This window comes from Enterobacter ludwigii (assembly GCF_001750725.1).
GTDB classification, from domain to species: Bacteria; Pseudomonadota; Gammaproteobacteria; order Enterobacterales; family Enterobacteriaceae; genus Enterobacter; species Enterobacter ludwigii.
Genome location: NZ_CP017279.1, coordinates 3594162 through 3618225, shown reverse-complemented (window position 1 = coordinate 3618225; position 24064 = coordinate 3594162). Strand labels below are relative to the sequence as shown.

The window sequence follows — 24064 nt, the reverse complement described above, 5'->3', positions numbered from 1 at the left end:
ATATGTCAAAACATTAAATTCTACAAAATAATAACAACTCCAAATAATGCCAACGGATCCTGCTTAGCTATTCACCCGCAAATATAATCAAATTAATCATTATCTGATACGAATCATGCAAATGAAAACAAACTCCTTAATAGCCATTTTCACGTGAGCGACGTCACAATATTCATTATTTAAGCGCCTACTATAAATCTCGAAATCAATTGAGCTTAGCCGCCATGTAAATAAAGACATCACATGGCGCATGCCCTTTTTATTCTGAAAAACAGTTAAAGGAATAATTATGGAAAAGCATTACGTCGGTTCTGAAATTGGTCAATTGCGTAGCGTTATGCTGCACCGCCCAAATTTAAGTCTGAAACGTTTAACGCCATCGAACTGCCAGGAGCTGCTATTCGATGATGTGCTCTCGGTTGAGCGGGCGGGTGAAGAGCATGACATCTTCGCTAACACCCTGCGCGAACAGGGTGTGGAAGTCCTGCTGTTGACCGACCTTCTCACGCAAACGCTTGATATTGCGGAGGCCAAAACCTGGCTGCTGGAGACGCAAATCTCTGACTATCGCCTCGGGCCAACCTTTGCCGGCGACGTGCGCGGCTGGCTGGCAGATATGCCACACCGCGAACTGGCACGCAGATTAAGCGGCGGATTAACCTACGGTGAAATTCCGGCGGCCTTTAAAAATATGGTGGTGGATACCCACACGGCAAATGATTTTATTATGAAGCCACTGCCTAACCATTTATTTACCCGCGATACCTCGTGCTGGATTTATAACGGCGTGTCAATTAACCCGATGGCCAAAGCGGCCCGCCAGCGTGAAACCAATAATCTCCGGGCCATATATCGCTGGCACCCTGCGTTTGCCGATGGCGATTTTATTAAGTATTTCGGCGATGAAAACATTAATTACGACCACGCCACGTTAGAGGGCGGTGACGTATTAGTCATTGGCCGCGGCGCAGTGTTAATCGGCATGTCTGAACGCACCACGCCGCAGGGGGTTGAGTTCCTCGCCAATAGCCTTTTCAAACACCGCCAGGCCGAGCGCGTCATCGCTGTGGAACTGCCAAAACACCGCTCCTGCATGCACCTCGATACCGTCATGACCCACATCGACGTGGACACCTTCTCCGTCTACCCGGAAGTGGTGCGCAAAGACGCTCAGTGCTGGACGCTCACCCCGGACGGCCGCGGTGGCCTGCTGCGCACCCAGGAAACGGATCTGCTGCACGCCATTGAAAAAGCACTCGGCATTAATCAGGTACGCCTGATCACCACCGGCGGCGACGCCTTTGAAGCCGAACGCGAACAGTGGAATGACGCGAATAACGTGCTGACCATCCGCCCGGGCGTGGTGATTGGCTACGAGCGTAACGTCTGGACCAACGAGAAATATGACAAAGCGGGTATCACCGTGCTGCCTATCCCGGGTGACGAACTGGGACGCGGCCGCGGCGGCGCGCGCTGCATGAGCTGCCCACTGGAACGCGACGGAATTTAAAGGAGCCATCATGGAACGAAAACCCACTCTGGTTGTGGCGCTTGGCGGTAACGCATTGCTGAAACGCGGCGAGCCTCTGGAAGCGGAGATCCAGCGCCAGAACATCGAGCTAGCGGCCCGCACCATCGCCGGGCTGACGGAACAGTGGCGCGTGGTACTGGTTCACGGCAACGGGCCGCAGGTTGGGCTGCTGGCGCTGCAAAACAGCGCGTACGACAAAGTCACGCCCTACCCGCTGGACATCCTCGGCGCTGAAAGTCAGGGAATGATCGGCTACATGCTCCAGCAGGCGCTGAAAAACAACCTGCCCCAGCGTGAGGTGAGCGTCCTGCTCACCCAGGTGGAAGTGGACGCCGCCGATCCGGCATTTACTAACCCGACCAAATACATCGGCCCGGTCTACAGCGAAGCCCAGGCAAACACGCTGCAGGCGGAGAAAGGCTGGGTGTTCAAGGCCGACGGCAGCTATTTCCGCCGGGTGGTTCCCTCTCCACAGCCGAAACGCATCGTTGAGAGCGACGCCATCACGGCACTGATACAGCGCGATCACCTGGTGATCTGCAACGGCGGCGGCGGCGTGCCGGTGGTGGAAAACGCCAATGGGTATCACGGCATTGAAGCGGTGATCGACAAAGACCTCTCTGCCGCCCTGCTGGCGCGCCAGATTGAAGCCGATGCCCTGCTGATCCTGACCGATGCCGACGCGGTGTACCTCGACTGGGGCAAACCAACCCAGCGTCCGCTGGCACAGGTCACGCCGGAACTGCTCAGGGGCATGCAGTTTGACGCCGGTTCGATGGGGCCAAAAGTGGCCGCCTGCCGCGAGTTTGTCGAGGCCTGCAACGGCATCGCCGGGATCGGCGCGCTGGCCGACGGGGCAGACATTCTGGCGGGCGAGAAAGGCACGTTGATTCGCCACTGAACCGTATTTTCCCCTCACCTTCCCTCTCTCCCTGTGGGCGAGGGTCGGGGTGAGGGCACCAGACAACACCATTTTAAAAGGGACGACCCAATGACCATCAATCTGAAAAACCGTAATTTCCTCAAACTGCTGGACTACACCCCGGCAGAAATCCAGTACCTGATCGACCTGGCCATCGAACTCAAAGCCGCCAAAAAAGCCGGACGTGAAAAACAAACCCTGGTCGGGAAAAACATCGCCCTGATTTTTGAAAAAACGTCCACGCGCACCCGCTGCGCCTTTGAAGTCGGAGCCTTTGACCAGGGCGCACAGGTGACCTACCTCGGCCCAAGCGGCTCGCAGATTGGCCACAAGGAGTCGATGAAAGACACCGCCCGCGTGCTGGGGCGGATGTACGACGGCATCGAGTATCGCGGCTACGGCCAGGCCATCGTGGAAGAGCTGGGCGAGTATGCGGGCGTGCCGGTGTGGAACGGCCTGACCGACGAGTTTCACCCCACGCAGATCCTCGCCGACCTGATGACCATGCTGGAGCATGCTCCGGGCAAAACCCTGCCGGATCTGAGCTTTGCCTACCTTGGCGACGCGCGGAACAACATGGGCAACTCCCTGATGGTCGGTGCCGCCAAAATGGGGATGGATATCCGCCTCGTCGCACCGAAATCGTTCTGGCCGGAAGCCGGGCTGGTTGAGCAGTGCCGCGCCATCGCCAAAGAGACCGGCGCACGCATCACGCTCACCGACGACGTGGAGGAAGGCGTACACGGTGCCGATTTCCTCTACACCGACGTGTGGGTCTCGATGGGCGAGCCGAAAGAGGCCTGGGCCGAGCGCGTCAGCCTGATGAAGCCTTACCAGATTAACGCCCAGGTGATGAAAGCCACCGGCAACCCGAACGTCAAGTTCATGCACTGCCTGCCGGCGTTCCACAACGAACACACCAAAGTCGGCCGTGAAATCGAGATGGCCTACGGTCTGAAAGGGCTGGAGGTGACGGAAGAGGTCTTCGAATCACCGAACTCAATCGTCTTTGACGAAGCAGAGAACCGCATGCACACCATTAAAGCGGTCATGGTGGCGACACTCGGCGACTAATCACCGCCCGGCGCGCCACGGGGTGCGCCGGGTACAGGAGAACATCATGGGCAAGTTCAAGTTTCCCTCCGCTTACACCATTCTCTTTTTTCTGATTGCCGTTGTGGCGGCACTGAGCTGGGTCGTGCCTGCCGGCCAGTATCAGATGGCAATGAATGAAACCCTCGGTAAAGAAGTGCCGATTGCCGGAACGTACGCGCACGTGGCGGCGCATCCGCAGGGGCTGGTTTCCGTACTGATGGCCCCCATTGCCGGGCTGTACGATCCCGTTTCCGGCCAGGCCGGGGCGATCGACGTCGCGCTGTTTATCCTGATCATCGGGGGATTTCTCGGGATCGTCACCAAAACCGGGGCGATCGACGCCGGGATCGAGCGCGTAACCACCCGCCTTCGCGGACGTGAAGAGTGGATGATCCCGATCCTGATGGCGCTGTTCGCGGCTGGCGGCACCATTTACGGCATGGCCGAAGAGTCCCTGCCCTTCTATACCCTGCTGGTCCCGGTAATGCTGGCCGCCCGTTTCGATCCGGTTGTCGCCGCATCCACCGTGCTGCTCGGGGCGGGGATCGGCACGCTCGGCTCCACCATCAACCCGTTTGCCACGGTGATCGCCGCTAACGCCGCCGGGATCCCGTTTACCAACGGTATCGCCCTGCGCGTGGCGCTGCTGGTGATCGGCTGGATCATTTGCGTGGCATGGGTGATGCGCTATGCCCGTAAAGTGCGGCTGGATCCGTCATGCTCTATCGTCGCAGACAAGCAGGAAGAGAACCTCGCCCACTTCCTCGGCAATAAAGGCGAGCAGTCGCTGGAATTTACCCCGGTGCGCAAAATCATTCTGCTGATCTTCGCCCTCGCCTTCGCGGTGATGATCTACGGCGTAGCGGTGCTGGGCTGGTGGATGGCGGAGATCTCGGCGGTATTTTTGGCCAGCGCCATTATCGTCGGGCTGATTGCCCGCATGAGCGAAGAGGAGCTGACCTCGACGTTTATCAACGGCGCGCGAGATTTGCTGGGCGTCGCGCTGATTATCGGCATTGCGCGCGGTATCGTAGTCATTATGGATAAGGGCATGATTACCCACACCATTTTGCACAGCGCGGAAGGGCTGGTCAGCGGGTTGTCCACGGTGGCGTTTATCAACGTGATGTACTGGCTTGAGGTCGTGCTGTCGTTTCTTGTGCCTTCTTCGTCCGGCCTGGCCGTTCTGACGATGCCGATCATGGCACCCCTTGCTGATTTCGCTAACGTCAACCGCGACCTGGTGGTTACGGCTTACCAGTCGGCCTCCGGCATCGTTAACCTGGTCACTCCGACCTCAGCGGTTGTGATGGGCGGTCTGGCGATTGCCCGTGTGCCTTACGTGCGTTACCTGAAATGGGTTGCGCCGCTGCTGGCGATCCTGACGGTGGTGATTATGGTGGCGTTAAGCCTGGGTGCCTTGTTGTAATTTGCCGGCTGGCACTGCGCCTGTCCGGCCTACGGACCGGTGCGGTGCCACCGGTTATGTCGGGAACTGATATGGGAAATATGATGGATTACGAAGACTGCTCTCCCAGAGAACAACTGCAGCTAACGGTGTGCCAGCAGCTGATCGCCGAAAAGAGTTATCTCTCCCAGGAAGAAATCCGCCGCGATTTGCAGGAGAGAGGGTTTGACAGCATCAGCCAGTCGACCGTTTCGCGTCTGCTGAAATTGCTCGGTGTCATAAAAATTCGAAATGCCAAAGGGCTAAAGATTTATTCGTTGAATCCTCAGTTGCGCCCTGCCCCCGATGCCGCGCGTACCGTTTCCGAAATGGTGGTGAGCGTGGAGCATAATAGCGAATTTATCCTTGTTCATACCGTGGCCGGATATGGCCGTGCGGTGGCGCGAATTCTGGATTATCACCAGTTACCGGAAATTTTAGGTGTGGTTGCCGGAAGCAGTATCGTCTGGGTCGCTCCCCGGGTGGTGAAGCGTACTGCGCTGGTGCATAAACAAATTAATTATTTACTCAGAACGAATTAATATTCATAAAGAACCGTTTGCATTGAGTAAAGTGTGCATTAAACCCCTTGATCCGAAAATCGAGCTGCGTATAATGCCCGACAATTTGCCGGGAGGAAGCATGGTCAAGCGTGTACGACATAACGTCTTACCGCGTCTGAAATCAGACGCTGGCCTGCCGTTTTTCTTCCCGTTGCACAATCTATTCCCAGAGCCCCTCATTTGAGGGGCTTTTTTTTGCCCGGCGTCAGGAGATAAACATGAATCCGCTTTATCAAAAACACATCATTTCCATAAACGACCTCAGCCGCGAAGAGCTGGAACTGGTTCTGGAAACCGCGGCAAAACTGAAGGCAAATCCGCAACCGGAACTGCTGAAGCACAAGGTGATTGCGAGCTGCTTCTTCGAAGCGTCGACCCGCACCCGCCTCTCCTTCGAAACCTCCATGCACCGCCTCGGCGCGAGCGTGGTGGGGTTTTCAGACAGCAGCAACACCTCGCTGGGTAAAAAAGGCGAAACGCTGGCGGATACCATTTCAGTTATCAGTACCTACGTTGACGCGATTGTGATGCGCCACCCGCAGGAAGGCGCGGCGCGTCTGGCGACCGAATTTTCCGGCGGTATTCCGGTGCTGAACGCCGGAGACGGGGCCAACCAGCATCCGACGCAGACCCTGCTGGATCTGTTCACCATTCAGGAAACGCAGGGCCGTCTGGAAAACCTGAACATCGCCATGGTGGGTGACCTGAAATATGGCCGCACCGTTCACTCGCTGACCCAGGCGCTGGCGAAATTTAACGGCAACCACTTCTTCTTCATCGCGCCGGACGCGCTGGCAATGCCGCAGTACATCCTCGACATGCTGGACGAAAAAGGGATCCCGTGGAGTCTGCATGCCAGCATCGAAGAGGTGATGGGCAACGTTGATATTCTGTATATGACCCGCGTGCAAAAAGAGCGTCTGGATCCGTCTGAATACGCCAACGTGAAGGCACAGTTTGTGCTGCGCGCCAGCGACCTCGACGGCGCACGCGAGAATATGAAGGTGCTGCACCCGCTGCCACGTATCGATGAGATCACCACCGACGTGGATAAAACGCCGCACGCCTGGTACTTCCAGCAGGCCGGAAACGGCATCTTCGCCCGCCAGGCGTTACTGGCACTGGTTCTGAATCGCGAATTGGCTCTGTAAGGGGAAATGACAATGACACACGATAACAAACTCCAGGTTGAAGCCATCAAACGTGGCACCGTGATTGACCACATCCCTGCCCAGATCGGCTTTAAGCTGCTGACGCTGTTCAAGCTGACCGAAACCGACCAGCGCATCACCATCGGCCTGAACCTGCCGTCGGGTGAAATGGGCCGCAAAGACCTGATCAAGATTGAAAACACTTTCCTGACCGACGAGCAGGTTAACCAGCTCTCTCTGTACGCGCCGGATGCCACCGTGAACCGCATCGACGAGTACGAAGTGGTCGGTAAATCCCGTCCTAATCTGCCGGATCGCATTGAAAATGTGCTGGTCTGCCCGAACAGCAACTGCATCAGTCATGCTGAGCCGGTTTCGTCCAGTTTTGCAGTGAAAAAACGTGCCGATGACATCGCACTCAAATGCAAATACTGCGAAAAAGAGTTTTCTCATTATGTGGTGCTGGCCAACTAATTGAGGTTGGTAAAGGATCCCGGCCTCCCTATAATGGCCGGGAACATTTAATCAGCTGTTATTCTGGAGAAATCATGACCAAAGTACTCGCGACGGAAAATGCACCAGCGGCTATCGGCCCATACGTTCAGGGCGTTGATCTGGGTAGCATGATTATTACCTCTGGCCAGATCCCGGTGAACCCAAAAACGGGTGAAGTGCCAGAAGACGTGGCGGCGCAGGCGCGTCAGTCGCTGGAAAACGTACAGGCTATCGTGGAGTCTGCGGGTCTGAAAGTGGGCGACATCGTGAAAACCACTGTGTTCGTGAAAGATCTGAACGATTTCGCGACCGTTAACGCCACGTACGAAGCGTTCTTCACTGAGCACAACGCCACTTTCCCTGCACGCTCCTGTGTGGAAGTTGCGCGTCTGCCTAAAGACGTGAAAATTGAAATCGAAGCGATCGCCGTACGTCGCTAAGTTTCAGCCAGGGGCAGCCGAGGCTGCCTTTGCGCCCGGCAGGCAACGCGCTACCGGGCGTTTTGCTACTGATTCCGCGTCGCCCGTAGCAGCGTTTCCAGCGGATACACCGCCGCAATCACCACTTCATCCTGTATTTTCGCCGCGTTATCCAACTCGCCCTGAATAGAGGCAATCTCGTTATCATCCAGCGTCCCCTGACGCGCCACCAGATCCGTCAGCCGCAGGCCAATCGAGGCCAGCTTATCCACCTCCTGAATGACCGGTTTAATCGCCTTCAGTGCGTAGCTGTTTTCACTTAATGCCAGCGCATCGCTGGTGTTGCTTTGCCAGCGGTTGAAGACGTGGCGCAGCGCGTCGGCGCTTTCCGTGTCTTCCGCGTCGCTGACCAGGCGGTCAGCCCATTTGTTCATCTGGCGCACCGTGGCACTTTCGGCGTTGAGCGCATCCGCAAACCGGTTGAGCGGTTCGAACTGATGGTAATTTCCGGCCTGGAACTTAAGGTGCTGACGGGTGTAATACTGCGCCGGCTCGATTGCCTGCGCGAGGATTTGCAGCGGAAGGGTATCGGCGTTATTCGCCAGGCGCGTGAACTGCACCTGCTGCTGAGTATGCTGCTGCAGCCCGACCGAGACCGTCGACCAGCTGTCCATCGCCAGCAGGCGGGTGTACATATTGTCGACATCGTTAACGTCCTGCGCGGACCATAACCGCTCCGCCACCGCAAAGGTGCGCGGCCACAGGCGGATATCCAGCACCGGTGCGACCACGTTTTCCGCCCACAGCGCGGCTTCCCCGCCGAGCAGATTCACCTGATGAGCGGCGTCCGGTACCACCGGCGGGATGCCTTTGGGGATATCGTCCAGGCGCTTGCCGTCAATGGGATAGCGGGCATTGCCCACCAGGAAATAGCCGCTCAGCTTATCGTTGTCCACCGACACCACCGGACGCGTTTCGCCCATCCAGGTATCGACGGTAAACGTCACCTGATTGTCGTCGCGCCACGCAATATCCTGTACCGCACGACGGGATTTCCCGGCGAAATCAATAAATCCACGCCAGCCGGAATCCCCTTTCACCAGGGTGAAGCTCCCCTCCACCGGCTTGCCTTTCAGACGCGGCATGGTGAATGACCAGCTTTGAGCGCTGTCGGTGTCGCCAATCACATCCTCGCCGTTTAACCCCTGCGGCACAATTTCATTGCGGTAGTGATAGGCGGTGGACTGGGGCTGATCGAGGTAAAAGCCGGTCGAGAGAATGCCTTTATAGCCATTTTGCGCCACCTGCCCCAGCGCGTCCTGGCCCTGCCAGGACTGGATCAAGATGCTTTTTGGCAGATCAGGATGAGCAATCTCATCCCAGCCCACCATCTGCCGGTGGTGTTTTTCGAGGATATTTTCCAGCTTGCGGTTGAAATAGGCCTGTAGGGCGTGGCTGTCTGCCAGTGTGTTGTCGCGCATAAACTGCTGAATGGCGGCGTTCGCTTTCCACTGGGTGTCATCCACCTCATCGCCACCGATATGCAGATACGGATCGGGGAAGATCGCCGCCAGTTCACTGACCATCGCCTCCGCAAACTGATAGGTCGCCGCTTTTGTCGGATCCAGGACCGGTTTCAGCACGCCCCAGTGGCGCGCCATCTCATACGGTCCCGGCGCGCTCATCAGTTCCGGGTAGGCCACGGCAATCGCCGAGGCGTGGCCCGGCATGTCGATCTCCGGCACCACGCGGATGCCGCGTTCGGTGGCATAGCGCACAACGTCGCGCATCTGTTCCGGCGTGTAAAACAGCCCGTCGCTGGCGAGCTGCGTGAGCTTTGGATAGCGTGTCGAGCTGAAGCGCCAGCCCTGATCGTCGGTCAAGTGCCAGTGCAGCACGTTGAGTTTTGCCGCCGCCATACCGTCAATCTGCCGTTTGATATCCGGCAGCGGGATAAAGTGTCGTGCCGAGTCAAGCAGCAGCCCACGCCACGGGAAGCGGGGGGAATCCTCAATAGTGACCCACGGCAGAGAGGTGTTTTCCGCCCCGTTTTGTATCAGCTGCAGCAGGGTTTCCATGGCGCGCAGCGCGCCAAAACGGGTGTTGGCAGTGATATCCACGCCACTGGCATCGACCGTGAGCGTATAGCGCTCATCGCTGTCTGGCAGCGGCTGCGGCTTCACTTTTTTGGTAATGGCAATGCGGATAGTGGGCTTGTCCGGTTTAACGACCTGCGGCTGTAGCGTCCAGCCGGTTTGCAGGGCGATGCGCTGGCGCAGACGGTTGACCGCGTCGCCGAGGTCATCTCCGGTAACGCTGACGGAAAGGGTGTTGTTGAGTACCAGTGCGCCCTGCGTCGTTGGACGTTCAACCTTCGCAGGCCAGGGCATCAGGGGAAGGTCGCCTGCCGGAGCGGCAAACGCTGACGCGCCGAGCATCAGCCCGGCGGTTAAGAGACTGTACCGTAACATGAATGTTCCTTATCTGACGGGCCAAATAAAGGCAAAACATTCAGTTAACATGCGCTCATTTTGTCGTCAAGCGAATGCGCTGACGGAGATCACAGGTTGTTGAATTTGGGAGGAAACGTACCCTCTCCCGTGCCGGGAGAGGGGGGAAATCACTGCCACCCATACCGACGGCTATAGAAGCCTTTGACCATCTGCGTCAGCACCATATAGCCCGCGAGGATCGCCACCAGCCACGGGAAGTAGCTCAGCGGCAGCGCCTGCAGCTGGAGGTAGCTGGCCAGCGGCGAGAACGGCAGTGCAATGCCGAGCGCCATCACGATGCCGGTCATGACAATCAGCGGCCACGCGGCCCGGCTCTGGATGAACGGAATGCGACGCGTACGGATCATATGCACAATCAGCGTTTGCGACAGCAGCCCTACCACGAACCAGCCGGACTGGAACAGCGTCTGGTGTTCCGGCGTGTTGGCATGGAATACAAACCACATCAGGCAGAAGGTCAGAATGTCGAAGATGGAGCTGATCGGGCCAAAGAACAGCATAAAGCGCCCCAGATCGGACGGGTTCCAGCGCTGCGGCTTCTGGATCTGCTCGTCGTCCACGTTATCAAACGGGATGGCGACCTGAGAGACATCGTACATCAGGTTCTGGATCAGCAGGTGCAGCGGCAGCATCGGCAGGAACGGCAGAAACGCACTCGCCACCAGCACGCTGAAAACGTTACCGAAGTTGGAACTGGCGGTCATCTTGATGTACTTCAGCATGTTGGCGAAGGTACGACGTCCCTCGATAACGCCCTCCTCCAGCACCATCAGGCTCTTTTCCAGCAGAATGATATCTGCCGCTTCACGGGCAATGTCCACCGCACCGTCTACGGAGATACCAATATCCGCCGCACGCAGGGCGGGCGCATCGTTAATGCCGTCGCCCATAAAGCCCACCACATGCCCTTCCCGGCGCAGCAGGGTGACAATGCGCTCCTTGTGCATGGGTGTCAGCCGGGCGAACAGCGTGGTGCGCTGCGCAAGCGTCGCCAGCGCATCATCGGAGAGGGGCTCAATATCACTTCCCACAACGACGTCACCCGCATCCAGCCCCACTTCATGACACACTTTGGCGGCCACCAGCTCGCTGTCGCCGGTAAGGATTTTCACGGTGATGCCGCTGGCCTTTAACGCTTTCAGCGCAGGCGCGGTGGTCTCTTTCGGCGGATCGAGGAATGCGATATAACCCTCGAGGATCAGATCGGATTCGTCGATACGCTGATAGTCCCCTTCGCGTGCAGGCAGGAATTTGCTTGCCACCGCCACCACGCGCAGCCCCTGACGGTTCAGGTTATCGGTGACGCGCTTGATACGGCGCAGCATGGTTTCATCCAGCGGCACAATGTCGCCGTTATAGCGCACCTGGGTTGAGACATTGAGGATCTCCTGCAATGCGCCTTTGCAGATCAGCTGATGCACGTCCGGATGCTCGCTCACCACCACCGACATGCGGCGGCGCTCGAAGTCGAACGGGATCTCATCCACTTTCTGCCAGCGCCCGGAGAGCGTGCGGGCAGATTCTTCATCCACGCCTTCGAGCACGGCGACGTCGAGCAGGTTTTTCAGCCCGGTCTGGTAGTGGCTGTTCAGCCAGGCGCTGTGCAGCACGCGATCGCTGGTTTTGCCGGCGATATCGGTGTGGTTCTCCAGCACAATTTTGTCCTGGGTCAGCGTGCCGGTTTTATCGGTGCAGAGAATGTCCATCGCACCAAAGTTTTGAATGGCATCCAGGTGTTTGACGATCACTTTCTGTTTTGACAGTTTGACCGCCCCGCGCGCCAGCGTGGAGGTGACAATCATCGGCAGCATTTCAGGCGTTAACCCCACGGCGACGGAGAGCGCAAACAGCGCCGCTTCCCACCAGTCGCCCTTGGTATAGCCGTTGATCAGCAGCACAATCGGCGTCATCACCATCATAAAGCGGATCAGCAGCATGCTGACGCGGCCAATCCCCTTCTGGAAGGCATTCGGTTCGCTCTCCTGCTCGCTCACGCGCCCGGCCAGCTGTCCAAACCAGGTGTTGCCGGCGGTAGCGATGACCATTGCCTGCGCCGTGCCGCTGACCACCGTAGTGCCCATAAAGCAGAGGGTGTCACACTCGAGCGGGTTCATCTGCTGCGGGTCGCGGGTGCGCGCCACTTTTTCCACCGGCAGAGATTCGCCGGTCAGCGAGGCCTGCGCCACGAACAGATCCCGCGCCTGAAGAATACGTAAATCCGCCGGGATCATGTCGCCGGCCGCCAGCTTCACCAGATCGCCCGGCACCAGCTGGTCGATGGGCAGCTCAACCCAGGCGTTCTCCCCGAGATCGTTAATGACGCGCGAGACGGTTGCGGTGTTGCTTACCATCGCTTTCAGGGCGTCTGCCGCGCGGGTAGAGCGGGCCTCCTGAATAAAGTTCAGCAGCGTGGAGATCCCCACCATCAGGGCGATAACCCCGGCGGCAAACAGATCTTCGGTGGCATAGGAGATAATGCCAAGCACGGTCAGCAGCAGGTTGAACGGGTTACGGTAGCAGGTCCACAGATGCATCCACCACGGCGCCGGTTTTTGCGCCGGAATTTGGTTATCGCCATGTACGGCACGGATTTTTTCCACTTCCGCCGCGTTCAGCCCCTCCGGATGCCCGCCAAAGGCACGCCAGACTTCGTTTTCATCCATCGCCGCCACGTTCAGGCAGCGTTGGCTCAGGGAAGCAGGGATCGCTGCAGAGGCCATATTTTTGGCATTTGGCAGCGGGTCGCGCTGAACAAGACGATGTGGCAGGTGGCGGCTCAGCATCGCCTGCAGCTGCCGGGTGATATTTTTAAACATAGTCATTCCCCCGCGCCCGCAAACGCGGACACAGTATTTCCTGCAGGCGTGGCAAGGCCGTACCTGACAGGCACTTAATGTTTTAAGCAGGAACGTGCAGGACGTTGCTGCCTCACATACCGGTGAGACAGCACAAAGGCTGGCTTACCGGAAAGAAAGAACGCTCCCGTTCAGGAGAAGCGTGGGATCGGGATCCATGTCACCTCCGGTAAGTAAAAAAGTAGGGTGCCGCCGCGCAGTATAAGGATTTAACCGTACCGTTTGCGGCGATTCGGGCGGTATTATACTCCCCCGCAAATAAACCGAACGTAAACCAGACTTTGCCCATAGCGAAAACACGCTATAGCATTAGGCTCTACTGACCACGTTGTCATTGTTACAGGGAATACAGCATGCAGAACCGCCTTACGATAAAAGACATCGCGCGTTTAAGCGGCGTGGGGAAATCCACCGTATCGCGTGTGCTCAACAATGAGAGCGGTGTCAGCGAACGCACCCGCGAGCGCGTCGAGGCGGTAATGAATCAGCACGGTTTTTCCCCTTCCCGCTCTGCGCGCGCCATGCGCGGGCAAAGTGACAAAGTGGTTGCCATTATCGTCTCGCGTCTGGATTCCCTGTCCGAGAACCTCGCCGTTCAGACCATGCTGCCCGCCTTTTATGAGCAGGGCTACGACCCAATCATGATGGAGAGCCAGTTCTCCACGCAGCTGGTTGAAGAGCATCTGGGTATGCTCCAGCGGCGCAACATTGACGGCGTGGTGCTGTTCGGTTTTACCGGCATCAAAGAGGAGATGCTGAAGCCCTGGCAGGCGTCGATGGTGATGCTGGCGCGCGATGCCCACGGTTTTGCCTCCGTCTGTTACGACGATGAGGGGGCGATTATTACCCTGATGCAGCGTCTGTACGATAAAGGCCATCGCCATATCAGCTACCTCGGCGTACCGCATGCGGACGTTACCACCGGCAAACGGCGTCACGAGGCCTACCTGACCTTCTGTAAACAGCACAACCTTTCCGCCGTCGCGTCTCTGCCGGGTCTGGGAATGAAACAGGGCTACGAGCAGGTCGCCAGCGTGCTGACCCCGCAGACCACGGCGCTGGTATGCGCCACCGATACCCTGGCGCTGGGCGCGAGTAAATATCTTCAGGAGCAACGCATAGAGGGACTGCAGATCGCGAGCGTAGGCAGTACGCCGCTGATGAAGTTTCTGCACCCGGAGATTATCACCGTCGATCCGGGCTACGCCGAGTCAGGCAGGCAGGCCGCTGCACAGCTGATCGAGCAAATTAACGGACGTGCTGAGCCGCGTCAGATCGTGATTCCTGCCCACCTTTCATAACCCTCGTTTATCAGTTTATTGTGATCTTCGCCCAATTTCGGGAACGTTCCCATTTTCGCCGTCACGCTGAAGGAGTAGGCTTGCGCTCAGGTCATTACCCCCCTCACCATCGGTCATGAGGTTTCATGATGAGTAAAGTCAAACAAGAAGATATCGACCAGTTGATTGTCCTGGTAGGCGGCCGTGAAAATATCGCGACCGTCAGCCATTGCATTACCCGCCTGCGCTTCGTGCTGAACGATCCGGCCAAAGCCGATCCGAAAGCCATTGAAGCGCTTTCCATGGTTAAAGGCTGCTTCACCAACGCCGGTCAGTTCCAGGTCGTCATCGGTACCGAAGTGGGCGATTACTATCAGGCTCTGCTGGCGACAACCGGGCACAGTTCAGCCGACAAAGAGCAAGCCAAGAAAGCTGCACGCCAGAATATGAAATGGCACGAGCAGTTAATTTCCCACTTCGCGGAGATTTTCTTCCCGCTGCTCCCGGCGCTGATCAGCGGGGGTCTGATTCTGGGCTTCCGCAACGTTATCGGTGATGTGCCGATGAGCGACGGCAAAACCCTGGCGCAGATGTACCCGGCGCTGAAAACCGTTTACGACTTCCTGTGGCTGATTGGCGAAGCGATCTTCTTCTATCTGCCGGTCGGGATTTGCTGGTCAGCGGTGCGCAAAATGGGCGGCACGCCGATTCTGGGTATCGTGCTGGGCGTCACGCTGGTCTCTCCACAGTTAATGAACGCTTACTTACTTGGTCAGCAGGTGCCTGAGGTGTGGAACTTCGGTCTGTTCACCATCGCGAAAGTGGGCTATCAGGCGCAGGTGATCCCAGCCTTGCTGGCCGGTCTGACGCTGGGCTTTATTGAAACGCGCCTGAAACGCATCGTACCGGATTACCTCTATCTGGTGGTGGTGCCGGTCTGCTCCCTTATTCTGGCCGTCTTCCTTGCCCATGCGTTTATCGGTCCGTTTGGCCGCATGATTGGCGACGGCGTTGCCTTCGCGGTACGTCACCTGATGACCGGCAGCTTCGCGCCGATTGGTGCCATGCTGTTTGGCTTCCTGTACGCCCCGCTGGTGATCACCGGCGTGCACCAGACCACGCTGGCGATTGATATGCAGATGATTCAGAGCCTGGGCGGTACGCCGGTCTGGCCTATCATCGCGCTGTCTAACATTGCGCAGGCCTCGGCGGTCACGGGCATTATCCTGGTCAGCCGCAAGCATAACGAGCGTGAGATTTCTGTTCCGGCCGCCATCTCCGCCTACCTCGGCGTCACCGAACCGGCGATGTACGGTATCAACCTGAAATACCGCTTCCCGATGCTGTGCGCGATGATCGGCTCCGGTCTGGCAGGCCTGGTATGCGGTCTGTACGGTGTGATGGCGAACGGGATCGGTGTCGGCGGTCTGCCTGGTATTCTCTCCATCCAGCCCGCTTTCTGGCAGGTGTTTTCCCTGGCGATGGTCATCGCGATTGTCGTTCCAATGGCTCTCACCACCGTGGTTTACCAGCGTAAGTACCGTCAGGGCGCGCTGCAGATTGTTTAACTTCATCTTTCGGGGCGCAGTTGCGCCCCTTCGCATTTGCAGGAACGCATTATGAATACCCTTCCTCACTGGTGGCAGAACGGCGTTATCTACCAGATCTATCCAAAAAGTTTTCAGGACACGACGGGCAGCGGCACCGGCGATTTACGCGGCGTCACGCAGCGGCTGGACTACCTGCAAACCCTCGGCATCGACGCCATCTGGCTGACGCCGTTTTATATTTCCCCGCAGGTAGATAACGGATACGACGTGGCGAATTACACCGCCATCGACCCGGCCTACGGCACGCTGGATGATTTTGACGAGCTGGTCGCGCAGGCCCATCAACGCGGCATTCGTATCGTGCTGGATATGGTGTTCAATCACACCTCAACGCAGCACGCCTGGTTCCGGGAATCGCTGAATAAAGAGAGCCCGTATCGCCAGTTCTACATCTGGCGCGACGGTACGCCGGAACAACTGCCCAATAACTGGCGCTCCAAATTTGGCGGCAACGCCTGGCGCTGGCACGCCGAGAGCGAGCAGTACTATCTGCACCTGTTCGCCCCCGAGCAGGCGGACCTCAACTGGGAAAACCCGCAGGTGCGCGCCGAACTGAAAAAGGTGTGCGAGTTCTGGGCCGACCGTGGCGTGGACGGTTTACGCCTCGATGTGATTAACCTGATTTCCAAAGACCAGGATTTCCCGGATGACGCCGTGGGCGATGGCCGTCGCTTCTATACCGACGGACCGCGCATTCATGAGTATCTTCAGGAGATGAGCCGCGACGTCTTTACCCCGCGAAACCTGATGACGGTAGGCGAGATGTCGTCGACCTCGCTGGAAAACTGTCAGCAATACGCCTCTCTCGACGGGCGCGAGCTGTCGATGACCTTCAACTTCCACCACCTGAAAGTGGATTACCCCGGCGGCGAAAAGTGGACCCTGGCCAGGCCGGACTTCGTGGCGCTGAAAACCCTCTTCCGCCACTGGCAGCAGGGCATGCACAACAAAGCCTGGAACGCGCTGTTCTGGTGTAACCACGATCAGCCGCGCATTGTGTCGCGCTTTGGCGATGAAGGGGAGTACCGTCCCCACGCCGCGAAAATGCTCGGTATGGTGCTGCACGGAATGCAGGGCACCCCGTATATTTATCAGGGCGAAGAGCTGGGTATGACCAACCCGCACTTCAGCCGTATAACCGATTACCGCGACGTTGAAAGCCTTAATATGTTCGCTGAACTGCGGGCCAACGGTCGCGCCCCTGAAGAATTGCTGGCTATTCTGGCGAGTAAATCCCGCGATAATGGCCGCACGCCAATGCAGTGGGATGCCACACACAGTGCGGGCTTTACCGAGGGTGAGCCGTGGATTGGCGTTTGCGACAACTACGAGACGGTCAATGCCCGTGCGGCACTGGACGATACTGATTCTGTGTTTTACACCTACCAGACGCTGATTCGCCTGCGCAAAACCCTGCCGGTGCTGACGTGGGGAGATTATGAAGATCTGCTGCCTGACCACCCTTCCCTGTGGTGCTATCGCCGGCGGTCGCAGGGCCAGACGCTGATGGTGGTGGCAAACCTGAGCCGTGAGCGCCAGCAATGGGTTCCCGCGTCAGTACAGGGAGCCTGGCGGGTCGCACTGAGCAACTATGCGGATGCTCCCCCTCAGCCCGACAACCTGCTGTTGCGCCCGTTTGAAGCCATCTGGTGGATACAGGAATAACCCTCAAGAGATACAGCCTGCTGTATCTCTTTTTTTATGTTTAGCGATACGCTAAATGTACGACGATAACTTTTACTTCACGGTGTGCCAAAATAAGAATAGCCCTGCCATTTAAATAACCTCGGCAGGACATTATGAAAAAGACAATTATTAAAGCAACATGTATTAGCGCATTATTATTAAGTACCCAGGGATGGTGCGGAAATACCTCCGTCGATCTTCGCTTTGGTCATAATACGCGCTCAGACGTAAATGATTCACGTATTAAAGTGATGCATCAGGCTGATAACGGTTTTTACTTCTCCGTCGAAGCGGCGCAAAACCATAACGATACGTTCTTTGGTGATACCGACCGATATAATCCGGACGAAAAAGGATTAACGGAGGCAGCACAGGAAATCGAAACGCGCTGGCGTTTTGATCTGGGAAATGGGTTCGCCATCGCACCAGGGATGGTGACCGTCTTTACCGCCAGCAATACGCATTACCGCCCCTTCATCCAGGGCTGGAAAGCATTCGATAACGGCCTGAACCTGTCTGCCCGCTACCGCTATAACACCGTTAACGATGCGCACAGCGACAAACGCCTGGACGGCAGCGGCTACACCCGCCGCGAATCACACCAGTTCGACCTGTGGTTCGCGTACAACATCGGGAAATTCGGCATGTCCTATAACCCGCGCTTCCGCTGGCAGGATAATGTCGATCAGGGAACCGGGGATGATACCTACTGGGAGCACACCGTAGCGTTCAACTACAAGCTCGACGACGGCTGGACGCCTTACGTCGAACTGGTGTCGCTGGATAAAACCTACCTCACTCAGGATGGCAATCATGAAAATGATTACGCCATTCGTCTGGGTATCGTGAAACAGCTCTGACGGCCTGCCTACTCCGTATCGTGCTGCAGAAGCCTGCAGCCGATACGATCGACGGCGCTTAACAGGTCCAGCTGCCCCTCTCGCTGATATAACGAGACGGCATTCATATCAATCGACAACGGCCAGCACAGCGTAGAAAGCCCGGCCAGCGTCGAACCCTGACGGGTAATCGCAATAATCTTTAGCCCCTTACGCAGCGCGTTACGCGCCATTTCTATCAGCGACTGCGTCTCCCCGGATTTACTGATCAACACCAGCGTGCCCTTCGATACCCGGGTCAACTGGTGCATATCATTCAGAATCAGGTGCGGCAGGCTCGCCAGTGACAAAAAACGCGACAGGTAGTTGAGGCTGGTGATAGATGCCCCGCGTGCATATAAATAGATATGGCTGGAATGGGTCAGTAACCGGGACACGTCCACCACGATATCGTCTGCCTGCGGCCCCATCGCAGGCTCGGCAGGGACAGACGTAAAATGGTCGCGTAAAAACCGATAGCGAAGCTCGGTATAACTTTTATAGCCCATTTTCTTACAGACACGATTAACCGAGGTGGTTGTCGTAAAAGTATCACGCGCAATCTCTTTTGCCGATATATCAGAAATATTGCGTGCGTGGTGCTGAATGTATTCAAATATCAACCGTTCACTTCCCTGAAATGAATTCATTTATTACGTCCTGTTAAAACCCAACATGATATTAGCAGAATAGCGAAATAGTCTCTGGAAGGCGCTTCACATATTGCAACATAGCGTATGACGATACGTAATTAGTATTAGCAAACCTTAAACACTGTTTTAAGTTCTCTTTATACTTTCGCTATTTTCACACCCAGGGAATTATTACAATGATGAATCAAAAAATTATCGCTGTAACGGCTTGTCCTACAGGGATCGCGCACACGTTTATGGCGGCAAGTAAAATTATTGCATGGGCAAAAGAGCATAATATTGAGGTCAAGGTCGAAACGCAGGGCAGCGACGGCGTAAAAAACAGATTAACGAAACAGGATATTGCCTCCGCCACGGCCATTATTCTTGCAACCGACATTCCCATTCAGGATGCAGAACGTTTTGAACACGTTCCTCACCTTCAGATCCGCACGCAAGAGCTGATTAAAAATACCGACCGCTACCTGCGTCAGGCGCTGGCCATGCAGAAAAACGTCACCACTGTGGCGGACGAAGACGCCATTCAGCGTTCGGCTTACCAGATTTTTATCGGCCATATCATGGCGGCCATCAGCTATATGTTACCGGTCGTGGTAATGGGCGGCCTGATGATGGCGACGGCCAAAATTACCGGGCAGTTTATAAACATTGAGCATTCGCCGTTCAGCGTGCTGGATAAAATGGGCTTTATGACCATCAAGTTCATGTATCCGGTCTTTGCGATGTACCTGGCCTTTTCCATTGCCGGTAAACCGGCGCTGATCCCCGGACTGATCGGCGGCATCATGTCAGATGAGGTCTACAAACGCTTCTTTGATATTGAAGGCTTTATGCCCTCCGGCTTTTTCGGCGCAATTGGCATCGGCTTTTTTGTCGGCTATCTGGTGCGCTGGCTGAATGATGCAATTCACGTCCGACAGCAGCTTACTACCCTTAAAACCATGTTGGTCGTTCCGCTGATCACCGGTATTACGCTGGTGATGGTAATGGAATATCTGATCAACCCGATTTTTGGTTCGCTTAACCAGCTGATGGTGGTCTTTTTTACCTCGGCGGGTGATACCGGACGCGGCTTCTATTCGGCCATGATCGCCGCGGGTACCGCGTTCGATCTCGGCGGCCCGGTCAACAAGGCGGCAGGATCGGTCGCGCTCGGCCTGAACGGCATGAGCGAGACTTTTGATTTAACCGCCCGCGAGCTCTCCATCGTGATTCCTTCTATTGGGGTAGGCCTCGCCGCGTTCCTCAATGGGCGTTTTGGCCTGCCGGATGTGTTCAGCCGTGAAGAGAAAACCGTTGGCAGCACTTCGTTATTGCTGGGCTTTATCGGTATTTCAGAAGGCGCTATCCCGTTCATCCTGAAAAACCCACGCCTGATCCCCGTGTTCATGACAGGAGCCGTCGCGGGTGCGCTGGTGGCGATTGCCCTCGGCGTGAAGCAGACGTTGCCCCTTCCGGCTATCTGGGGCTGGCCGCTGGCGACCAATGTGGTCGGGTACCTGGCAAGCGTCTTTATTGGCGCACTGATTTGCGCCCTGGGCGTGCTTTATCTCAGCCCAAAGAACGCCAGATAAGGAGAGCGCAATGAGCCAGATCCACGTCATAGCCCATACCCACTGGGATCAGGAGTGGTATTTCACCCGCCAGGACAGCATGGTGCTGGCGTCATACAACTTTGCGGAGGTCATCGAGACGCTGGAGCAGGATCCGGCCTGGCAGTGCTATCACCTTGACGGGCAGATGGCGGTGGTGGATGACTTTCTCGCCATCAATCCCGATTACCGGCCCCGGCTGGAAAAACTGGTCAGGGAGAAAAGCGTGTTTGTCGGGCCGTGGTTCACCCAGACGGATACCTACAACGTTCACGGCGAATCGATTATCCGCAACCTCAAGTACGGTATCTTCGCCGCTCGGGCGCTGGGGCATGCCATGCAGGTCGGTTATCTGCCGGATACCTTTGGGCATAACGCGCAGATGCCCACGATTTTGCAGGGCTGCAATATCGATAATATCGTTTTCTGGCGCGGTGTCGACCACGACACTCAGGCCAAAAACAGCCAGTTTCTCTGGCGCGCGCCGTCAGGTGCAACCATCATCGCCTGTGCAATGGCGCTGGGGTATGGTGCGGCCAAGAATATGCGCGCGGAGGCCAGCCATCTGCACGGCAAGATCTACCCGATGGTGGATCTGCTGCGTTCACGGTCGCAGATTGACGACCTGCTCCTGCCCTGCGGCGGCGATCAGGTCAGCATCGACCCGGCGCTGCCGCATATCCTGCAGGCTGCCAGCGCGCACTCTCCCACGAAGGACCGTTACGTTCTCAGCTCGCTGGAGCAGTACGTCGATCTGCTGCGCACAAAACGGGAACAGCTGGCGTTATGGGAAGGTGAGCTGAAATCGCCGCGCTACACCCGCATTCACAAAACGATCGGGTCTGTGCGTTACGATATCAAAAAGAAAAATGCCGACATCGAGCAGTTCATCCTGCGACAGCTGGAGCCCACCATCGCCATGGCGCGTCATCAGGGCATTCCGGTCACGCTCCCGATTGTGGACACCCTCTGGAAGAAGCTTCTGCGAAGCCATGCCCACGACTCCATGGGCGGCTGCAACAGCGATGCCACTAACCGCGACATTCTTCATCGACTCGAGCAGACAGAGCAGCTTTGTCACAGCCTGTGGAATCTGGTGGTGAAGTCACTGGCCGCCGCATGCTGTCAGGAGGGGGACCTGCTCATTTTCAACCCGCTGGCCACCCCGACCCGCTGCGTGATCCACACCACCCTGTACAGTCGGGCCGACAATATCACCCTGACGTATCAGGGCCAGCCGCTGCCCTTCGACGTTCTGGAATGCGAGACGTTACCCGGAGGAACGGCCATCTCCCTCACCTGTGAGGGTGAACGCGAAACGCACCTTCCGCCTTATTTCCGCTGGCATGTTGTTCTGCAGACGCCTCTCCTGCCGCCGGTGGGCTATATCACCGTCAACCTAAAAGACACGCCGGCTCCGTTTGCCAGGACCTGCGCCGCGAAAGGAGAGGCGATAGAGAATACGGTTTATCGACTGACGCTGGAGGCCGGTACGCTGGTGCTTGAAGACAAGCGCAACGCCAGGCGCATCACGTCGTTATTCAGTCTTGAAGACTGCGCGGATGCCGGAGACAGCTATGATTTCTCGCCGCTCCCGGGCGATGAACCGACGCGCTGCGCGCATTTCACGATGATCGACTGCAGCAAAACCCCTCTTTGCCAAACGATGGTGCTTGAGGCGATCATGTCGCTGCCGCCGGATCTCGCTGGACGCCGGGAAAATACCCGCGCGCCGTTATCAATGCGCATAGTGTGCGAGTTACGTCACGACGATCCGAACCTGCATGTTGATAGCTCGCTGGTAAACAGCCACTGCGATCACCGGCTGCGTTTACTGATCAACAGCGATATTTGCACCCGTCACTCCCTCGCCTCGCAGCCGTTCTCAATAATCGAGCGCGAAACGGGGTACGACGAGACTCACTGGCAGGAGCGCTATCGTGAGAAGCCCGTGGATATCGAAACCAGCGAGGGCATTATCGCTATCGCGCAAGCGGGCAAAGCGCTGGTCGTGAATAGCCGCGGCATGAAAGAGTTTCAGGTTATTGGACGCGATCCGGCAGTCATTGCCCTGACCTTATTCAAATCAACCGGCGTACTGGGGCGCAGCGATCTTGACTGGCGACCCGGCCGGGCATCTGGCATTAACAATACGGTGGTCGATACGCCCGATGCGCAGCTGCTCAAACCGCTGCACTTTTCCTTCACCGTGGCGCTGGCCGATAACGCAGACCATCTGACGCTGCGCCAGCTGGAGAATCAGGCGACGGGTCACCCCTTCACCTATCAACGGCAAACGCTGCATACCCTCGATAACCGGCTTGAGCGTTTTTCGCTGCGCCTGCCCGAACGCACGCTGCCGGCAGAATTTTCGTTATTCGCCTTACCGGAACCGCTCGTTCTTTCAGCCCTGCCTCATGCGCAACGATCGCCTGGCACGATCGCCCGCGTGTTCAACGCCGGGACGCAGCCTGTCCCTGTTCCGGCTGGCCTGGCAGAGCGTCCCCAGCTCAATTATCTGGAAGAACACGTACCATCGGTGACGATGATCCCCCCTTCTGCGACCTGTGATTTTTTGATTGAGGCTTAACATGAACTTGCTTGAACTCACGCACCCCGAACTGGTGTTTATTAACCCACCCTGCCGCACGCCTGAAGCGCTGATCCGCTGGCTCTCCGAACCGCTTGTCGGGCGAAACGTCATCACCGATAAAGACGCCTTTATCCAGAGCGTCTTACACCGCGAAAGTGAAGGTCCCACCGCGCTGGGCGAAGCGCTGGCCGTTCCGCACGGTAAATCAGACGCGGTGCAGCAGGCGGCGTTTTGCCTGGCGCTTTTTGATGAGCCGGTTATCTGGCCGGGGCTGGAAGGCGATGAAGCGGTCAGGATGGTTTTTCTGCTCGCCATTCCACACGCCGAGGCCGGCAGTACGCATATGCAGCTGCTGACGACGCTGACCAGTTCGCTGGCGGAAGAGCGGGTGCGTAACGCGCTTCTGGCGGCGCGCACCGGCGAAGAAGCGCTGTCCGCGTTGCGCAGAGAAACGCCACAAAACGCGGACGCCGAACCCGGGCGCTCACTTGTTATCCCGCTGATACTCGGGAGTATTGCGGCGGCAGCCTTTCTCCAGGCCGGACTGAACTGGGCATGCGGGGTGAGTTAACCGACCGGCGCTCGGCACATGCTGCTGAGCGCTTGTTTTTGTTGAATAATTAATCAGAATTTTCCCTCTCGTCCTTACAAACGCTGGAGTGCCCGTCGTTTGTACTCTCGTCTTTTTACTTTGTTCTGAATCAAATAAATCGCAAACATGTTTGATGCAAATCACTATATGTAGAACTTAAAATGCACGCCGACCCAACATATTGTATTT

The 24064-nt window shown here is 56.9% G+C and carries 19 protein-coding genes and 1 pseudogene; 16 read left to right on the top strand and 4 right to left on the bottom strand.

Going from position 1 to position 24064, the window contains the following annotated elements:
- Positions 1 to 289: 289 nt before the first annotated feature.
- From arcA to BH714_RS17005, 5 genes are all read left to right on the top strand, one after another.
- Positions 290 to 1510, top strand: coding sequence for an arginine deiminase (gene arcA, locus BH714_RS17025; RefSeq protein WP_020885388.1), 1221 nt, complete (start codon positions 290 to 292; stop codon positions 1508 to 1510).
- Between the two features lie 10 nt (positions 1511 to 1520).
- Complete coding sequence (gene arcC / locus BH714_RS17020; RefSeq protein WP_040018496.1) at positions 1521 to 2432, top strand: carbamate kinase; 912 nt, start codon at positions 1521 to 1523, stop codon at positions 2430 to 2432.
- 90 nt (positions 2433 to 2522) lie between these two features.
- Entirely contained in the window at positions 2523 to 3527 is a 1005-nt protein-coding gene (gene argF, locus BH714_RS17015; protein ID WP_020885389.1) for an ornithine carbamoyltransferase, read from the top strand.
- Between the two features lie 46 nt (positions 3528 to 3573).
- On the top strand, positions 3574 to 4977 hold the full coding sequence (locus BH714_RS17010) for a YfcC family protein (RefSeq protein ID WP_020885390.1): 1404 nt from the start codon (positions 3574 to 3576) through the stop codon (positions 4975 to 4977).
- Between the two features lie 80 nt (positions 4978 to 5057).
- Positions 5058 to 5537: an arginine repressor gene (locus BH714_RS17005; RefSeq protein WP_025205741.1), complete on the top strand. Its 480-nt coding sequence runs from the start codon at positions 5058 to 5060 to the stop codon at positions 5535 to 5537.
- 3 nt (positions 5538 to 5540) lie between these two features.
- On the opposite strand, the pseudogene BH714_RS24510 reads toward BH714_RS17005, so the two are convergent.
- Positions 5541 to 5658: pseudogene (locus BH714_RS24510) on the bottom strand (hypothetical protein).
- Here BH714_RS24510 and BH714_RS23790 point away from each other — a divergent pair.
- From BH714_RS23790 to ridA, 4 genes are all read left to right on the top strand, one after another.
- On the top strand, positions 5638 to 5742 hold the full coding sequence (locus BH714_RS23790; protein ID WP_168769597.1) for a pyrBI operon leader peptide: 105 nt from the start codon (positions 5638 to 5640) through the stop codon (positions 5740 to 5742). The pseudogene BH714_RS24510 and the gene BH714_RS23790 sit on opposite strands and share 21 nt — an antisense overlap.
- A 34-nt stretch (positions 5743 to 5776) precedes the next feature.
- Positions 5777 to 6709 (top strand): aspartate carbamoyltransferase, encoded by a 933-nt coding sequence (gene pyrB / locus BH714_RS17000; protein WP_014168402.1) that lies wholly within the window; start codon positions 5777 to 5779, stop codon positions 6707 to 6709.
- 12 nt (positions 6710 to 6721) lie between these two features.
- On the top strand, positions 6722 to 7183 hold the full coding sequence (gene pyrI / locus BH714_RS16995; protein WP_025205744.1) for an aspartate carbamoyltransferase regulatory subunit: 462 nt from the start codon (positions 6722 to 6724) through the stop codon (positions 7181 to 7183).
- 74 nt (positions 7184 to 7257) lie between these two features.
- Positions 7258 to 7644, top strand: coding sequence for a 2-iminobutanoate/2-iminopropanoate deaminase (gene ridA / locus BH714_RS16990; RefSeq protein WP_014168399.1), 387 nt, complete (start codon positions 7258 to 7260; stop codon positions 7642 to 7644).
- A 65-nt stretch (positions 7645 to 7709) separates the two neighbouring features.
- On the opposite strand, the gene BH714_RS16985 is transcribed toward ridA, so the two are convergent.
- Together BH714_RS16985 and mgtA are read right to left on the bottom strand one after the other, a co-directional pair.
- Positions 7710 to 10094 (bottom strand): beta-N-acetylhexosaminidase, encoded by a 2385-nt coding sequence (locus tag BH714_RS16985; RefSeq protein WP_040018494.1) that lies wholly within the window; start codon positions 10092 to 10094, stop codon positions 7710 to 7712.
- Positions 10095 to 10243: 149 nt separating this feature from the next.
- The gene (mgtA, locus tag BH714_RS16980) at positions 10244 to 12952 is read right to left on the bottom strand and encodes a magnesium-translocating P-type ATPase (protein WP_040019071.1); all 2709 of its coding nucleotides are present in this window, start codon (positions 12950 to 12952) and stop codon (positions 10244 to 10246) included.
- A 392-nt stretch (positions 12953 to 13344) separates the two neighbouring features.
- Between mgtA and treR the strand changes: the two genes are divergently transcribed.
- The 4 genes from treR to BH714_RS16960 all read left to right on the top strand — a co-directional run bounded on the left by treR (position 13345) and on the right by BH714_RS16960 (position 18427).
- Positions 13345 to 14292: a trehalose operon repressor TreR gene (gene treR, locus BH714_RS16975; RefSeq protein ID WP_014168396.1), complete on the top strand. Its 948-nt coding sequence runs from the start codon at positions 13345 to 13347 to the stop codon at positions 14290 to 14292.
- Positions 14293 to 14420: 128 nt separating this feature from the next.
- Entirely contained in the window at positions 14421 to 15839 is a 1419-nt protein-coding gene (treB, locus tag BH714_RS16970) for a PTS trehalose transporter subunit IIBC (protein WP_025205752.1), read from the top strand.
- 51 nt (positions 15840 to 15890) lie between these two features.
- Positions 15891 to 17546, top strand: a complete 1656-nt coding sequence (gene treC, locus BH714_RS16965) for an alpha,alpha-phosphotrehalase (protein ID WP_032679523.1) — start codon at positions 15891 to 15893, stop codon at positions 17544 to 17546.
- A 134-nt stretch (positions 17547 to 17680) separates the two neighbouring features.
- Entirely contained in the window at positions 17681 to 18427 is a 747-nt protein-coding gene (locus BH714_RS16960; RefSeq protein ID WP_025205757.1) for an oligogalacturonate-specific porin KdgM family protein, read from the top strand.
- Between the two features lie 8 nt (positions 18428 to 18435).
- On the opposite strand, the gene BH714_RS16955 is transcribed toward BH714_RS16960, so the two are convergent.
- On the bottom strand, positions 18436 to 19095 hold the full coding sequence (locus tag BH714_RS16955) for a MurR/RpiR family transcriptional regulator (protein WP_040018493.1): 660 nt from the start codon (positions 19093 to 19095) through the stop codon (positions 18436 to 18438).
- Between the two features lie 179 nt (positions 19096 to 19274).
- Here BH714_RS16955 and BH714_RS16950 point away from each other — a divergent pair, with 179 nt between their 5' ends.
- The 3 genes from BH714_RS16950 to BH714_RS16940 are packed head-to-tail and all read left to right on the top strand — an operon-like array spanning position 19275 to position 23854.
- Positions 19275 to 20672, top strand: a complete 1398-nt coding sequence (locus tag BH714_RS16950; RefSeq protein WP_072040326.1) for a PTS fructose transporter subunit IIC — start codon at positions 19275 to 19277, stop codon at positions 20670 to 20672.
- Between the two features lie 10 nt (positions 20673 to 20682).
- Positions 20683 to 23280: a glycoside hydrolase family 38 N-terminal domain-containing protein gene (locus tag BH714_RS16945; protein WP_040018492.1), complete on the top strand. Its 2598-nt coding sequence runs from the start codon at positions 20683 to 20685 to the stop codon at positions 23278 to 23280.
- Between the two features lies 1 nt (position 23281).
- The gene (locus tag BH714_RS16940) at positions 23282 to 23854 is read left to right on the top strand and encodes a PTS sugar transporter subunit IIA (RefSeq protein ID WP_032679517.1); all 573 of its coding nucleotides are present in this window, start codon (positions 23282 to 23284) and stop codon (positions 23852 to 23854) included.
- The last annotated feature ends 210 nt before the right edge of the window (positions 23855 to 24064 follow it).

Bases quoted from the DNA above. Each gene is read 5' to 3' on its own strand.
- ridA (WP_014168399.1), top strand. From the start codon at position 7,258: ATGACCAAAGTACTCGCGACGGAAAATGCACCAGCGGCTATCGGCCCA.
- treC (WP_032679523.1), top strand. From the start codon at position 15,891: ATGAATACCCTTCCTCACTGGTGGCAGAACGGCGTTATCTACCAGATC.
- BH714_RS16960 (WP_025205757.1), top strand. From the start codon at position 17,681: ATGAAAAAGACAATTATTAAAGCAACATGTATTAGCGCATTATTATTA.
- arcC (WP_040018496.1), top strand. From the start codon at position 1,521: ATGGAACGAAAACCCACTCTGGTTGTGGCGCTTGGCGGTAACGCATTG.
- mgtA (WP_040019071.1), bottom strand. From the start codon at position 12,952: ATGTTTAAAAATATCACCCGGCAGCTGCAGGCGATGCTGAGCCGCCAC.
- treR (WP_014168396.1), top strand. From the start codon at position 13,345: ATGCAGAACCGCCTTACGATAAAAGACATCGCGCGTTTAAGCGGCGTG.
- pyrI (WP_025205744.1), top strand. From the start codon at position 6,722: ATGACACACGATAACAAACTCCAGGTTGAAGCCATCAAACGTGGCACC.
- arcA (WP_020885388.1), top strand. From the start codon at position 290: ATGGAAAAGCATTACGTCGGTTCTGAAATTGGTCAATTGCGTAGCGTT.
- BH714_RS17010 (WP_020885390.1), top strand. From the start codon at position 3,574: ATGGGCAAGTTCAAGTTTCCCTCCGCTTACACCATTCTCTTTTTTCTG.
- BH714_RS16955 (WP_040018493.1), bottom strand. From the start codon at position 19,095: ATGAATTCATTTCAGGGAAGTGAACGGTTGATATTTGAATACATTCAG.
- BH714_RS17005 (WP_025205741.1), top strand. From the start codon at position 5,058: ATGATGGATTACGAAGACTGCTCTCCCAGAGAACAACTGCAGCTAACG.
- BH714_RS16985 (WP_040018494.1), bottom strand. From the start codon at position 10,094: ATGTTACGGTACAGTCTCTTAACCGCCGGGCTGATGCTCGGCGCGTCA.
- pyrB (WP_014168402.1), top strand. From the start codon at position 5,777: ATGAATCCGCTTTATCAAAAACACATCATTTCCATAAACGACCTCAGC.
- argF (WP_020885389.1), top strand. From the start codon at position 2,523: ATGACCATCAATCTGAAAAACCGTAATTTCCTCAAACTGCTGGACTAC.
- treB (WP_025205752.1), top strand. From the start codon at position 14,421: ATGAGTAAAGTCAAACAAGAAGATATCGACCAGTTGATTGTCCTGGTA.
- BH714_RS16950 (WP_072040326.1), top strand. From the start codon at position 19,275: ATGATGAATCAAAAAATTATCGCTGTAACGGCTTGTCCTACAGGGATC.
- BH714_RS16945 (WP_040018492.1), top strand. From the start codon at position 20,683: ATGAGCCAGATCCACGTCATAGCCCATACCCACTGGGATCAGGAGTGG.
- BH714_RS23790 (WP_168769597.1), top strand. From the start codon at position 5,638: ATGGTCAAGCGTGTACGACATAACGTCTTACCGCGTCTGAAATCAGAC.
- BH714_RS16940 (WP_032679517.1), top strand. From the start codon at position 23,282: ATGAACTTGCTTGAACTCACGCACCCCGAACTGGTGTTTATTAACCCA.